Here is a 14,381-nt window from a genome sequence, read left to right on the forward strand (position 1 = left end):
TTTAATTTTAAGCTAACCCACTGTTAAACTGAATATTAATGTATAAATTTATCTTCAACCAATAGAAAGGGAGTAATGGAAAGGTGTAGTCTTTCTAAGAGAAGTAACCAAAATTTAAACAATAAGGGGGAAATGATAAAAAAACAACAACATATCAATATAATAATATATATCACCATACTGATGATGTGGATGGGTGTATGTGCATTAAAGGCACAGGAACCTGCACGTCCGGTTATTCAGCAGGTGAGTTTTCCGAAAGATACGTTGCGTATTACCGAATTTGGGGCAAAAGGTGATGGACAATATCTAAATACCGAAGCGATCAATAAAGCAATTACGACCATTAGTGAGAAAGGCGGAGGTGTGATAGTGGTTCCTGAGGGCCTATGGTTGACAGGCCCTATCGAAATGAAAAACAATGTAAACCTGCACGTTCAGCGGGATGCTATACTTTTGTTTACAGATGACTTTGATACGTATAAGCTCGTAGAGTCAAACTGGGAGGGAGAACCTGCCTGGCGAAATCAAAACCCAATTTCGGGAAAAAACTTAGAAAATATAGCGATCACCGGAGCGGGTGTCATTGATGGAAATGGGGGGGCTTGGCGTATGGTGAAACGAGATAAGATGACAGACTCGCAATGGAAGAAGCTTGTTGCATCGGGTGGTGTTGTGGACGAAGCGGGTAAGATTTGGTATCCGTCCGAAAGTTCACTACGTGGCGCAACAACGCAGAATGCAGGTAAAGGTCATGCCGGACAAACAGCAGCTGATTTCATGGATGTGAAAGATTTTTTACGTCCAAACCTATTGGTGTTTACTTCCTGTAAGCGTATTTTATTGGAAGGTGTAACCATTCTAAACTCGCCGGCTTGGAATATTCATCCTTTAATGTGCGAAGACTTGACCGTACGGAACTTAAATGTGCGAAATCCTTGGTATGGTCAAAATGGTGATGGCTTAGATATCGAATCTTGTAAAAATGTGTTAGTTGAAAATAGTACGTTTGATGTTGGGGACGATGCAATATGTATTAAATCAGGACGTGATAAATCAGGTCGCGATAGAGGAATGCCAACCGAGAATGTTATTATCCGTAATAATATTGTATACCATGGACATGGAGGTTTCGTCATCGGTAGCGAGATGAGTGGCGGTGCCAAAAATATTTGGGTTGAAGACTGTTCGTTTTTGGGGACAGATATTGGTTTGCGTTTTAAGACCACACGAGGTCGCGGAGGTGTGGTGGAAAATATATTCATCAACAACATCAATATGGTTGGAATTCCTGGAGAAGCGATATTATTCGACATGTATTATGGCTTAAAAGGGCCGCTTCCGAAAGCAGGAGGGCAAGGTGATGCGGTAGCGGAGATTCCGCCAGTGACGGAGGAGACGCCTCGATTCCAAAATTTTGTTATTCGTGATATCAATGTAAATGGTGCGGAAAAAGGAGTTTTCTTTCGTGGTTTACCGGAGATGTCCATTAAAAACATCATGATTGAACGTGTCAATATTGTCGCGAAAAAGGGTGTAGAGCTTATCGAGGCTTCAAATATCGTGGTTAAGGATCTGACGCTCAAAACAGCCGAAACGGATCCACTTATTCATGTCGATAACAGCAAAAACATTGTGTTCACAGATTTGAAACCGGGAGATGATATTGATCTACTTGTCCATGTATCCGGTGCACAAACTGAAAAAGTAGTGCTTACAGGAGCGAAAATAGAGGGAGTGAAAGAAATAAGTACGTTTTCGAATGGTGCATCGAAAAAAGCGTTAGTGATAAAGTAACAGGAAAATGAAGAAAAGTATAAGTTTCATAATTTGTTTGCTGTTGTTTATACTATTCGGTTTTGGACAACAAGCGTTATCCGAGAAGATGGCTATTACGGCGATGGATTCGCTGTATAAAGATGCCCGGTTTACGAATAAAAAGAAGGGGCCTGTGTGGACCTATGACATGGGGGTCGTATTGGAAGGCATGGTGGAAGTCTGGCGGAATACCGGAGATAAAGCGTATTTCGACTATGTACAGGGTTGGATGGATCAATTTGTAACCGAAGATGGTGATATTCGCAACTACAGACCAACCGAATATAATATTGACCACATCAAAAATGGCCGTTCGCTATTGTTTTTGTATAAAGTTACAGGGAAGCAAAAATATCTGAAGGCAAGTGAAAAGATATATAATCAGATCCTGAAACACCCTCGAACCAATGAAGGAGGGTTCTGGCATAAGAAAATCTATCCTTATCAAATGTGGTTGGACGGACTTTATATGGCACAGCCATTTTATACCGAATATGCTGCTCTGATGGGGATAGATAGCGCGTTTGACGATATCGTGAATCAGTTTATCTATATGGAAAATCACGCGCGTGACGAAAAAACAGGCTTGCTATATCACGGTTGGGATGAATCCAGAAAAGAAAAATGGGCAGATCCCGAAACGGGGCTTTCCAAACATTTTTGGGGGCGTGGCATGGGGTGGTATGCAATGGCTTTGGTCGACGTGCTAGATTTCTTTCCGGAAGAGCATGCTGGAAGGGAAAAACTAATACAAATTCTAAACCGTACATTAACGGCTGCTGCAAAGTATCAGGATCGCAAAACAGGCGTATGGTATGATATTGTTGATTTAGCGACTCGCGACGGGAATTATGTAGAAGCATCAGCATCGAGCATGTTTGTGTATGCAATGGCGAAAGCGGTGCGAAAAGGGTATGTCGCGAAAAAGGATTTTCAAAAGCATATTGATAAAGGATATTCCGGTTTAATAAAGCAATTTATCACTACGGGTGGTGCGGACCGGGTAGATATCAACCATGTGGTGACGGTTTCTGGATTAGGGGGCGCTAAGAATTATCGTGACGGTAGCTTTGAATATTATATGAGCGAACCGGTGAAGCCTAACGACCCTAAAGGTGTCGGGCCATTTATTTTGGCCGCCTCGGAAGTGGAGTTTGCGCAGTCGGCAAAAAGCCAAAAGACAGTTCATGTTACGTTAGATAACTATTATAATAACGAGTACAAGAAAGCACCGGACGGTCAACTGAAACCTTATCATTACCTTTGGGACGGTCAGGATAACAATGGTTTCTTTTTGTTGGGCCGTATCTTTGAACAGTATGGAGGGGTTTTGAACACATTGCGGGAAGCGCCGACACAACAGAAATTAGCGAATAGTAATGTCTATATTATTGTAGATCCGGATACTGAAAAGGAAACGACAAGCCCTAATTTTATGAATGAGGCCGAGGCGAATGAAATCGCACAGTGGGTTCGTGGAGGAGGCGTGTTAGTTTTATTGGCAAATGATGCGGGAAATTGTGAAATAGCAAAATTTAATACGCTGTCGCAGAAATTTGGGATTACATTTAATGAGGATAACCGCAATATGGTAAAAGGAAGCAATTATGCGGACGGCGCGGTCGTTATCCCTTCCAAAACAGGAATATTCAAAAAGACCCAAAAGATTTATGTGAAAGAAATCTCTACGATAAATGCGGTAAAACCAGCGAAACCGCTTGTGCAGGAGCAAGGGGATATTGTCATCGCGACCGCAAAATTTGGCAAAGGAACTGTTTTTGCCATTGGCGACCCGTGGTTGTACAACGAATATGTAGACGGACGTAAGCTTCCGGCTGAATTCCAGAACTTCGATGCAGCTCATGAGCTGGTGCAGTGGCTGATGAAGAAAGCAAAATAACGAGATAAAATGGCTTATATTAGATTTTCTATATCATTCTGTTGCTTGCTAGCCTTAGCTCAATCGGTTTTTGCACAGGAAAAACTGAAAGATAGCTTAGCGGAAAAAGTATTGATATACCAACTTCCGAACGGAGCATGGGGAAAACAATTGATAGATAAGAAAGCGATCAACTATGCTCTTCCATTAACGAAAGAATTGCTTCAGAAAATCAAAGCGACGGATGAAAAACACGCCACGATTGACAATGGTGCGACCACGCGGGAAATTAACATATTAATAGAGGCTTACGCTAAAACACAGAATGCCGATTATTTAAATGCAGCTCGCCAAGGGGTAAAATATCTGTTGGAAGCGCAATATGAAAATGGGGGTTTTCCGCAATACTATCCCAACAAATCCCTTTACCGAGCGCAAATTACGTATAATGATAATGCGATGATCAACGCATTGACGGTATTGGATAATCTAGCGAAAGAAATAGGTGGTTTTGAAACGTTAGCAGACGAGGGATTGAGAAAGCGTGCGGCGGAGGCGGTGGCAAGAGGCGTAGATTGTATATTGAAAACGCAAGTTTTACAAGATGATTCTTTGACCATTTGGGCAGCGCAATATGATGAAAAAACACTTCAACCCGAACAGGCAAGAGCGTTCGAACCAGTTTCGTTAAGTACATCAGAATCTGTCAATATTGTGCGTTTTTTGATGAAACAACCAGTCACACCAGCAATAGAAAAAGCGATAGAAGCGGCTATTCGTTGGTTCGAAGTACATGACCTAGAAGGTTATCGATTTGATAAGACAAAAAATCCAAAAACAGGAAAAACAGTTCGTGATTTAGTGCAAGATAGTACTTCTGTTATATGGTCGAGATTCTATGATATAAAGAATAATAAACCGTTGTTTGGTGATCGGGACAATAGCGTGACCTACGATTTTTCGGAAATATCAGATGAACGGAAAGATGGGTATGCATGGTTTGGTAATTGGCCTGCTAAGTTATTAGAAAAGGACTATCCCAAGTGGAAAAAAAATAAGGAGATAAAAAAGTAAAAAGATGATACTTTCAAGAGAGAATATAGAGAAAATAGATGCAAGCAAGGTCGAGTTGCCTAAAGGCAATTCCTTTGGGTTGCCGGAACGCGTATTGCAATTTGGAACGGGAGTGCTATTGAGGGGGCTACCCGATTACTTTGTTGATCAGGCTAACAAGGCCGGTGTGTTTAATGGACGGATTTTAGTGGTTAAATCGACGTCTTCATCGGGTACGGATGAATTTGCGGAGCAAGAGGGGCTATATACCTTATGTATCAAGGGCATAGAGGATGGACGCGAAGTCGTTCGATATAGTGTAAATAATGCGATTTCACGCGTATTATCGGCCTCGAAAGACTGGCAGGCTATCCTTGAAGCAGCGCACAACCCCGATATGCAAGTTGTATTTTCCAATACGACCGAAGTGGGAATCGTGTTGAGCAACGACAAGATAACGGACAGTCCACCCGCATCGTTTCCAGGGAAATTGTTGTCATTCCTATACGAACGTTACCGACACTTTGAAGGAGATACAACAAAAGGACTCGTTGTGTTGCCCACAGAATTGATTTCTGACAACGCCACAAAATTGAAGAAAATTTTACACAGTCTGGCTGCTCAAAATAGCTTGGGAAAAGACTTTTCGACATGGTTGGACGAAGCGAATGACTTCTGCAATACCTTGGTAGATCGTATTGTGCCGGGGCGTTTGCCAAAAGAAGAACAACAGCAGACGGAACAGGAACTAGGCTATCAGGATCAACTCATGATTATGGCAGAGCCATTCCGTTTGTGGGCAATCGAAACCGATTCACCACGTGTAAAGCAAATTCTTTCTTTTGCCGAAGTGGACAATGGCATCGTGCTTGTCCCGTCTATTGAGAAATTCAAGGAGATTAAATTGCGTTTATTAAACGGGACGCACACGCTAAGTTGTGCTGCAGCGTTATGGAGTGGCTTTATAACAGTCAAAGAAGCGATGCAAAACGATTCATTTAATGTATTCGTGCGTGACCTGATGAAAAACGAGATAGGCAAGTCTATTGTCGATGAAAATATCAAAACGCAGGATACCGAGGATTTTTCTAATAGCGTAATCGATAGGTTTAGCAACCCTTTCCTCGAGCATCGATGGGAAAACATTGCGTTAAATTATACCTCGAAGATGAATATGCGCAATATCGCGCTATTGGAGAAATGGTATACAAAAAATTTAGTCCCACCTCAGCACATTGCACTCGGTTTTGCGGCGTATATTAAGTTTATGGATACCAAAGAGCAAGACAAGCAATATGTGCAAGAGATTAATGGACAGAAAATAGTACTTCAGGATGAGTTTGCGCCAGTTCTATTTGGGTATTGGAAAAATAAGGAGAAGGTCGTACATGAGGTTTTGCGCGATGATAGTCTGTGGGGAAAAGACCTAACAGCGTATCCCGAGTTTGAATCGACTGTCGCGCAATATTTGGATGAGATAAACGCTAACGGCGTATTAAAAACAATTGAAAAGTTAAATGCAGCATGGCAAGTAGAATATTAAGGATCCACCCGAAAGATAACGTGTTGGTCGCGTTGCAGGATCTATCAAAAGGTGAGCATATAGAATTTGATGGTGTTATCTATATCTTACAGGACGATATACCAGCGAAGCATAAGTTTTTTATGCAGGACATGCACCTAGGGGATGAAATATATATGTATGGCGTACTTGTAGGGAAAACACAGTATACGGTGCCGCAAGGAGGGATTATGAACACAGATAATACAAAGCATGCCGCCGATCCATATACTTTTCGCCCTTATGAATACACATGGGAGGCTCCCGATGTTTCACGTTTTGCAGGCAGAACCTTTAATGGTTATGTGCGTGACGATGGCAGAGTTGGCACAGCTAATTATTGGTTATTTGTTCCAACGGTATTTTGTGAAAACAGAAACCTGGATGTTATCAAGGAAGCGCTTCATAATGAATTGGGGTATTCTGTAACGGGTAAATATCGAGCTTTTACACATGAACTGTTGACAGCTTATGAAGCGGGACAAGACATCAGTAGCCTATCTCCTGAGCAACTAAGTGTCACGACACATCAGCGGAATCGTGTGTTTAAAAATGTCGATGGTATTAAATTCTTAAATCACCAAGGAGGATGTGGTGGTATCAGGCAGGATGCTGCGGTTTTAGGAAAACTGTTGGCAGCATATGCTGACCACCCCAACGTAGCAGGCGTAACGGTATTGAGTCTAGGTTGTCAGAACCTACAGCTGAGTGACTTGCTGGCAGATATAAAAGAGCGAAATCCAAACTTTAAGAAACCGATTTATGTCTTCGAACAACAACAGTCGAAAAGCGAAGAGCAGCTTATCAAAGAAGCAATACAAAAGACCTTTATAGGGCTTATCGAGATTAATAAACTGGAACGTCAGCCTGCGCCGCTGAGTAAATTAACCTTAGGGGTGAAATGTGGAGGCAGCGACGGTTTCAGTGGGATATCAGCAAACCCGGCTGTAGGATATACGTCTGATTTGCTGGTTGCTTTGGGAGGTAAAGTGTTGTTGGCCGAATTCCCAGAGCTATGTGGAGCCGAACAAAACTTAATCGACCGAACAATAGAACCCGAAGCGGCGCATAAGTTTATTCGATTGATGTCGTCGTACAGCCAAGCAGCGGAAAATGTCGGTTCTGGGTTTCACATGAACCCATCACCTGGAAATATTCGGGATGGTCTCATTACAGACGCCATAAAAAGTACAGGAGCAGCAAAAAAAGGAGGAACGTCGCCTGTAGTAGACGTATTAGATTACACGGAAGAAGCAACTAAACCGGGATTAAATCTTGTGTGCACCCCCGGCAACGATGTAGAGGCAACAACAGGAAAAACAGCATCCGGAGCGACACTAATTTTGTTTACCACCGGGCTGGGTACGCCTACCGGCAATCCTGTATGTCCAGTTATTAAAGTAGCCACCAACAACGCATTGGCACAACGTATGGGCGATATTATTGATATCAATACCGGACCGATCATCGATGGCGACAAAACTATTGAGCAGATGGGCGAGGATATTCTCGAATATTGTATCAAAGCAGCCAGTGGCGAAATCATACCAAAAGCAGTTCAATTAAATCAAGACGACTTTATTCCTTGGAAAAGAGGGGTTAGTTTATAAAACTATTACGATCATGAAAGCATTTTTAGACGATAACTTTTTATTAAATAGCAAAACGGCAGAAACGTTATACCATCAGTTTTCAAAGAGTTTGCCGATTATTGATTATCATAACCACTTGATACCGGAACAAATTGTAAATGACACGCAATTTGAAAATATAAGCCAGGTATGGTTGAACGGAGACCACTATAAATGGCGCGCGATGCGTGCCAACGGGGTGAACGAGAAATATATTACCGGGGATGCATCTGATAAAGATAAGTTTTTGAAATGGGCGGAAACTGTTCCATATACATTGCGTAATCCGTTGTACCACTGGACTCATTTAGAACTTCAACGGTATTTCGGCATCAAGGATTTGCTATCCCCTAGAACGGCAGAAAAGATTTATGAGGAAACAGCCGCTAAATTGGCGGAGCCGGGCTATTCCGTACGGGGATTATTAAAGATGATGAATGTGGAGGCCGTGTGTACCACAGATGACCCGATAGATTCCTTGAATTTTCATCAGCAATTTGCACAAGAGCAGGAGAGCTTCAAGATGCTACCGGCTTTTCGTCCGGACAAAGCCATGAATTCCGACGATATTGAAGCATTGAATGCGTATATCGATCAAGTGGAGGCAGTGACCAATACATCTATTGGAAGTTACTCGGCTTATGTCGGCGCATTGAAGGCGAGGCATGATTTCTTTGCTGAAAATGGTTGTTCCGTATCTGACCACGGACTGGAACAGATTTATGCCGAAGATTATACCGATCAAGAGATTTCCCTTATTTTCGAAAAAATAAGGACAAAACAAACACTGACACATAGCGAGAATCTGAAATTTAAATCGGCTATGTTGGTGCAGTTTGCAGAATGGGATCACGAAAAAGGATGGGTTCAGCAGTATCATTTAGGAGCCTTACGTAATAACAACGCACGCATGTTACGTTTGAATGGGCCGGATACGGGTTGGGATTCCATCGGTGACTTTAGTCAAGCAAGAGCGCTTTCTAAATTCTTGAATAAATTGGATAACCAGGACAAATTGACGAAAACTATATTATACAATCTTAATCCGGCTGATAATGAGTTAATAGCAACCATGATTGGTAATTTTAATGATGGATCAATTAAAGGAAAAATTCAGTTTGGATCGGCTTGGTGGTTCTTAGATCAAAAAGATGGTATGACTAAGCAGATAAATGCGTTATCGAACATGGGGCTATTGAGCCGTTTAGTAGGAATGCTAACCGATTCCCGAAGCTTCTTGTCGTTTCCAAGACACGAGTATTTCAGACGATTAGTATGTGATATTTTTGGGGAGGATGTGGAAAAAGGAGAGTTGCCAAATGATATCGAGTGGATAGGAAAGATTGTAGGTGACATCAGCTATCATAACGCGAAGGAATACTTTAATTTCTAAACCTTCTGTTATCTGGACGCAACAAGAATCTTTAGCCAACTTAGGCAAGGTTATGGATTCTGCGTTCAAATGTTTATCTTTCCGAAATATTCTAATGACACCTAAACCGGTCAGCGAAAGATTGAAGGGAAGATCTTTAAAACAGAACAAGATTATTATAATGAGTAAAAAAAAAGAAGTTTTAGATGCGATTTTAAAACAGGGGATGTTGCCTTTGTTTTTCCACACAGATGTGCAAGAGAGTATAGCTATCGTAAAGACGTTATATGCCTCTGGGATTCGAGTTTTTGAATTTACAAATCGCGGAGACGAGGCGAAAAAGGTTTTTAAAGCGCTGATAAACGCCCGAAACGAGGAGATGCCTGAGCTTCAACTAGGTATTGGCACAATCAAGACAAATACGGAAGCAGAGAAATTTATCAGCTTAGGAGCAGACTTTATTGTTTCACCTATAGTTACCCCTAGCGTAGGGGATTTAGTGCATAGTCACGATCTATTATGGATCCCAGGTTGTATGACTCCGACGGAGATTGCCCTGGCACAACAAAATAAAGCTTCTTTGATTAAACTTTTTCCGGCAAATGTGCTGGGTCCAGGATTTGTATCTGCTATTAAAGACTTATTTAAAGGGCAGCTGTTCGTTCCTACCGGTGGCGTAGATATTGAAATCGAAAATTTAAAATCCTGGTTTAAGGCTGGTGTTTGTGCCGTGGGGATGGGGAGTAAATTGATCAATCCTAAGGATGTGGACGGACTTGCAGAAAAAACGCAACAAGCGTTGCAACTTGTCGCACAAGCGAAGGCTGAAAGTGAGTTATAAGTTATAAAAATAAAAAAGCTATACCAATGAATACGGAAAAGAAAAGCAATTATAGATGGACGATATGTAGTCTATTGTTTTTTGCTACGACGATTAACTATTTAGACAGACAAGTACTATCGCTTACGTGGAAGGATTTTATTGCCCCTGAGTTCCATTGGACAAATAGTGACTACGGATTGATTACCGCGTTATTCTCTATATTTTACGCTGTCAGCATGCTATTTGCGGGTCGTTTTGTGGACTGGCTGGATACCAAAAAAGGATTTCTATGGGCCATCGGTATCTGGTCTATAGGAGCAGTAATACACGCTTTTTGTGGAATTGCGACCTCTGGGATTGTTGCCGGAGAATGGTTCGTAGGGTTTGAAGGAGCGAAGGAAGCGATAGCACGGGTGAACGACGTTGGACTAGTGGTTAGCGTCAGTGTTACACTCTTTATTTTTGCCCGCTTCGTGTTGGCAGTTGGGGAGGCAGGTAACTTTCCGGCAGCTATTAAAGCTACCGCAGAATTTTTTCCTAAGAAAGACAGAGCTCTTGCTACCAGTATTTTTAATGCCGGAGCAACGATTGGTGCATTAGCAGCCCCATTAACTATACCGGTGATTGCTGCACACTGGGGTTGGGAGATGTCCTTTATTATTATTGGCGCGCTCGGTTTTGTGTGGATGGGTTTTTGGGTCTTCATGTATAACAAACCGGATGAGCATCCCAAAATTAACAAAGCAGAGTTAACGTATATCATGCAAGACGGCGATCATGTTATGCCGGAGGATGTCGTGGGTGTAGCTCCTGTGGAGAGGAAGAAAATGTCGTTCGGAAGTTGTTTTAAATACAAACAAACATGGGCTTTTGCTTTTGGTAAATTTATGACTGATGGCGTGTGGTGGTTCTTCTTGTTTTGGATGCCTGCATATCTTTCTTCCGTTTATGATATTAAATCGTCAGATACCGAAGGGCAACTGGCGTTATTTGTATTATATCTCATAACGTTATTATCCATTATTGGCGGTTGGCTACCTACATATTTTGTGGATAAAAAAGGCCTCAATCCCTATGATGGACGTATGAAGGCCATGTTGCTGTTCGCTTTTGTACCACTACTTGTATTGTTGGCACAACCGCTGGGCCATCTATCTTATTGGGTACCTGTATTATTTATTGGTTTTGCCGGAGCAGCACATCAAGCCTGGTCCGCGAATATCTTTTCTACTGTCGGCGATATGTTCCCAAGAAGCGCTATCGCAACAGTCACCGGTATCGGCGGTCTTGCAGGTGGGGTCGGTTCGACTTTCATCAACTTTGGTTCCGGAAAACTATTTGATCATGCCGCGGAAACGCAAATGGTCTTTATGGGTTTTCAAGGAGAAGAGGCCGGTTATTTTATCGTTTTCTCTTTCTGTGCGGTTGCTTATTTAATCGCTTGGTCAGTGATGAAGACCTTAGTGCCGAAAATGGAAATAATTAAAGAATAAAGTAAAATAGATAGATTTCAACCTAAACAGTTTTAAAAAAATGGATTTAGATTTAGAAAGCATTTTCTATAAGGAAGAAGACATTCCTGTAGAATTTGCTTTGGGGGAACAGATTGATCAGCGAGAGTTCCTGTCAAACGGAGAGATGTTGACCTGGACCGGTCAGATTAGTGAGGTGTTTTCGCCCATTTGTGTAAAAACAGAAAAAGGACTTGAACGAAAGCGTATAGGAAGCTATCCGGTATGTACTGAAAAAGAATCTATGGTGGCACTAGAAGCTGCTGTAAGGGCCTATGATAATGGTCGGGGCGAATGGCCTACAATGAGTGTAGCAGACCGGATTTCTTGTGTGGAACGATTCACAGAACAAATGTTGGAAAAGAAAGACATTGTAGTGAAGTTGATTATGTGGGAAATCGGCAAGTCATACGCGGACTCTGTTAAAGAATTTGACCGTACCGTAGAATATATTTATGCAACAATTGATGCTTTGAAAGATGTGGATCGAGACTCCTCCCGTTTCCAGATCGAACAGGGTATCATCGCACAAATTCGGCGTTCACCGTTAGGTGTTGTTCTTTGTATGGGACCCTTTAACTACCCATTGAATGAAACGTTCACAACGCTCATTCCAGCCCTGATTATGGGAAACACGTTATTATTTAAACCGCCAAAGCACGGTACATTGTTGCACTACCCGTTGTTGGAGGCATTTCGTACTAGTTTTCCGAAGGGAGTGGTAAATACGATCTATGGTCGCGGGAATAAGATTGTACCGCAATTAATGCAATCGGGCAAAATTAACGTATTAACACTTATAGGTTCCAGCCGTGTAGCGGATGAGTTGAAAAAACTCCACCCACGTGTGAATAGATTACGCGCGATATTAGGACTAGACGCTAAAAACGCAGCTATCGTTACTAAAGACGCAGATCTTGATTTGGCTGTATCTGAAACGGTATTGGGTTCGCTCTCCTTTAATGGTCAACGATGCACGGCTTTGAAGATTGTTTATGTGCATCGTAGCATCGCACAAGAGTTTTTGAAAAAACTAAGTGCCGAAGTTGGTAAATTGAAATATGGCATGCCCTGGGAAAAAGGTGTCGCATTGACTCCGCTACCGGAAGTAAATAAACCCGCTTATTTGACAGAGTGTTTGGAAGATGCGAAGACTAAAGGAGCTAAAGTGATTAACGAACACGGAGGAGAGTTTCTCGAATCGTTTTTCTATCCTGCCATCGTTTATCCTGTAAACTCACAGATGAAACTTTACAGAGAGGAACAATTTGGTCCGGTAATCCCTGTTATTCCATTTGATGATTTGGAAGAACCTATCGAGTATCTAATTGAATCCTCTCATGGGCAGCAAGTGAGTATATTTAGTAATAACCATGCTGTTATTTCGTCTTTGATAGACCCGTTAGTCAATCAAGTAAGTCGTGTCAATATCAACTGCCAGTGCCAGCGTGGTCCGGACACGTTCCCTTTCACTGGAAGAAAGGACAGTGCCGAAGGAACATTGTCGGTCGTGGATGCGCTAAGGTCGTTCTCCATCCGATCGCTCGTGGCAACTAAGAATACCGACGGCAATAAAAAAGTGCTTAATGAAATAGTGGGTGATCATAGCTCCAATTTCTTAAGTACGAAATATATTTTTTAATTCGTAAAATGGGCAGGTTAAATATCCTGCCCATTTCAATATGTCAGCTATTTTAGGTATTATTACAAGATAATTACCTATTATGGCGTTCGAGAACTATACGATAAAAGATATTGCAAAGGCTTTAAACCTTTCTACTTCCACCGTTTCCAGAGCGTTGCGGGACAGCTATGAAATCAGCACTGAAACCAAGAAATTGGTGTTGGAATATGCAGAAAAAATAAATTACCGTGCAAACCCTATTGCCCGCAGTTTAAAGGAGAGGAAAAGTTATAGTATTGGAGTAATTGTAACAGAAATTGCCAATAATTTTTTCTCACAAGTCATTGAAGGAATAGAATCGGTGGCGTATAGCAAGAACTATCAAGTTGTCATTTCTCAAATGCATGAATCCTTTGAACGTGAACGGTCGAATGTCGAGTATCTTTATTCGCGTTCAACAGATGGTCTGCTGATCGCGCTATCTTCTGAAACAACTGACTTGTCCTATCTAGAACAGCTGATAAATAAAGGCTTTCCAATAGTTTTTTTTGATCGGGTACCCAACGATCTACAGTCCCATAAAGTAATAGCAGATAATCGCCAAGGAGGATTTGAAGCTATTCAGTATCTTGTCAAAAAAGGAAAACGTAAGATTGCCCATCTTACCGGAACGAAAAAGCTTTCTATTACGAGAGAGCGGCTGGAAGGATATAAGATGGGGCTAGCAGCGAACAGGCTCCCATATCGACCCGAACTTGTTAAACATTGCGAATATGGAGGTCTTCACCAAGATGAAATTGAACAAGCGGTAAAGGAACTTCTACAAGAGGAGTATGATGCTATTTTTATCTCTGGAGATAAATTAAGCATGGGATATTTACAGGCTATGAAGGCACGTCCGGAAACAAACTTGACGAAAATAGAAGTAACAGGTTTTACAAATTCTAAAGTTGTAAATCTCTTTTCGCCTCCAATTACAGCAGTCCGACAGCCAGCATTTGAAATGGGCGAAAAAGCCGCAGAACTATTGATTCAGCAAATTGAAGCTAAACATCCAATAGAGAAGTTTGAAACCATTGTGTTTCCGACCACACTAGTAGAGCGGTAAT

Annotated in this window: 10 protein-coding genes; all 10 read left to right on the top strand. The window is 41.8% G+C overall.

Annotation, left to right across the window (positions count from 1 at the left end):
• The first annotated feature begins 132 nt into the window (after positions 1-132).
• The 10 genes from H8B21_RS06180 (at position 133) to H8B21_RS06225 (ending at position 14,380) form a co-directional block, all read left to right on the top strand.
• A complete protein-coding gene (locus tag H8B21_RS06180; RefSeq protein WP_190312866.1) occupies positions 133-1,797 on the top strand; it encodes a glycoside hydrolase family 28 protein in 1,665 nt (554 codons plus the stop codon).
• A 7-nt stretch (positions 1,798-1,804) separates the two neighbouring features.
• On the top strand, positions 1,805-3,718 hold the full coding sequence (locus tag H8B21_RS06185; RefSeq protein WP_190312867.1) for a glycoside hydrolase family 88 protein: 1,914 nt from the start codon (positions 1,805-1,807) through the stop codon (positions 3,716-3,718).
• 9 nt (positions 3,719-3,727) lie between these two features.
• Positions 3,728-4,771 carry a pectate lyase gene (gene pelA / locus H8B21_RS06190; RefSeq protein ID WP_190312868.1) on the top strand — a complete coding sequence of 348 codons (1,044 nt, stop codon included), beginning with the start codon at positions 3,728-3,730 and terminating at the stop codon, positions 4,769-4,771.
• Between the two features lie 4 nt (positions 4,772-4,775).
• On the top strand, positions 4,776-6,293 hold the full coding sequence (locus tag H8B21_RS06195) for a tagaturonate reductase (protein ID WP_190312869.1): 1,518 nt from the start codon (positions 4,776-4,778) through the stop codon (positions 6,291-6,293).
• Entirely contained in the window at positions 6,275-7,921 is a 1,647-nt protein-coding gene (locus tag H8B21_RS06200) for a UxaA family hydrolase (RefSeq protein WP_190312870.1), read from the top strand. The genes H8B21_RS06195 and H8B21_RS06200 overlap by 19 nt, the downstream gene beginning before the upstream one ends.
• 13 nt (positions 7,922-7,934) lie before the next feature.
• Entirely contained in the window at positions 7,935-9,335 is a 1,401-nt protein-coding gene (gene uxaC, locus H8B21_RS06205) for a glucuronate isomerase (RefSeq protein ID WP_190312871.1), read from the top strand.
• A 160-nt stretch (positions 9,336-9,495) separates the two neighbouring features.
• Positions 9,496-10,155 carry a beta/alpha barrel domain-containing protein gene (locus tag H8B21_RS06210; protein ID WP_190312872.1) on the top strand — a complete coding sequence of 220 codons (660 nt, stop codon included), beginning with the start codon at positions 9,496-9,498 and terminating at the stop codon, positions 10,153-10,155.
• 26 nt (positions 10,156-10,181) lie between these two features.
• Positions 10,182-11,630 carry an MFS transporter gene (locus H8B21_RS06215; protein WP_190312873.1) on the top strand — a complete coding sequence of 483 codons (1,449 nt, stop codon included), beginning with the start codon at positions 10,182-10,184 and terminating at the stop codon, positions 11,628-11,630.
• 40 nt (positions 11,631-11,670) lie between these two features.
• The gene (locus tag H8B21_RS06220) at positions 11,671-13,290 is read left to right on the top strand and encodes an NADP-dependent glyceraldehyde-3-phosphate dehydrogenase (protein ID WP_190312874.1); all 1,620 of its coding nucleotides are present in this window, start codon (positions 11,671-11,673) and stop codon (positions 13,288-13,290) included.
• An 82-nt stretch (positions 13,291-13,372) separates the two neighbouring features.
• Positions 13,373-14,380, top strand: a complete 1,008-nt coding sequence (locus tag H8B21_RS06225) for a LacI family DNA-binding transcriptional regulator (RefSeq protein ID WP_190312875.1) — start codon at positions 13,373-13,375, stop codon at positions 14,378-14,380.
• The last annotated feature ends 1 nt before the right edge of the window (position 14,381 follow it).

This window comes from Sphingobacterium chuzhouense, assembly GCF_014692525.1.
GTDB lineage: Bacteria > Bacteroidota > Bacteroidia > Sphingobacteriales > Sphingobacteriaceae > Sphingobacterium > Sphingobacterium chuzhouense.

Bases quoted from the DNA above. Each gene is read 5' to 3' on its own strand.
- H8B21_RS06180 (WP_190312866.1), top strand. From the start codon at position 133: ATGATAAAAAAACAACAACATATCAATATAATAATATATATCACCATA.
- H8B21_RS06185 (WP_190312867.1), top strand. From the start codon at position 1,805: ATGAAGAAAAGTATAAGTTTCATAATTTGTTTGCTGTTGTTTATACTA.
- pelA (WP_190312868.1), top strand. From the start codon at position 3,728: ATGGCTTATATTAGATTTTCTATATCATTCTGTTGCTTGCTAGCCTTA.
- H8B21_RS06195 (WP_190312869.1), top strand. From the start codon at position 4,776: ATGATACTTTCAAGAGAGAATATAGAGAAAATAGATGCAAGCAAGGTC.
- H8B21_RS06200 (WP_190312870.1), top strand. From the start codon at position 6,275: ATGGCAAGTAGAATATTAAGGATCCACCCGAAAGATAACGTGTTGGTC.
- uxaC (WP_190312871.1), top strand. From the start codon at position 7,935: ATGAAAGCATTTTTAGACGATAACTTTTTATTAAATAGCAAAACGGCA.
- H8B21_RS06210 (WP_190312872.1), top strand. From the start codon at position 9,496: ATGAGTAAAAAAAAAGAAGTTTTAGATGCGATTTTAAAACAGGGGATG.
- H8B21_RS06215 (WP_190312873.1), top strand. From the start codon at position 10,182: ATGAATACGGAAAAGAAAAGCAATTATAGATGGACGATATGTAGTCTA.
- H8B21_RS06220 (WP_190312874.1), top strand. From the start codon at position 11,671: ATGGATTTAGATTTAGAAAGCATTTTCTATAAGGAAGAAGACATTCCT.
- H8B21_RS06225 (WP_190312875.1), top strand. From the start codon at position 13,373: ATGGCGTTCGAGAACTATACGATAAAAGATATTGCAAAGGCTTTAAAC.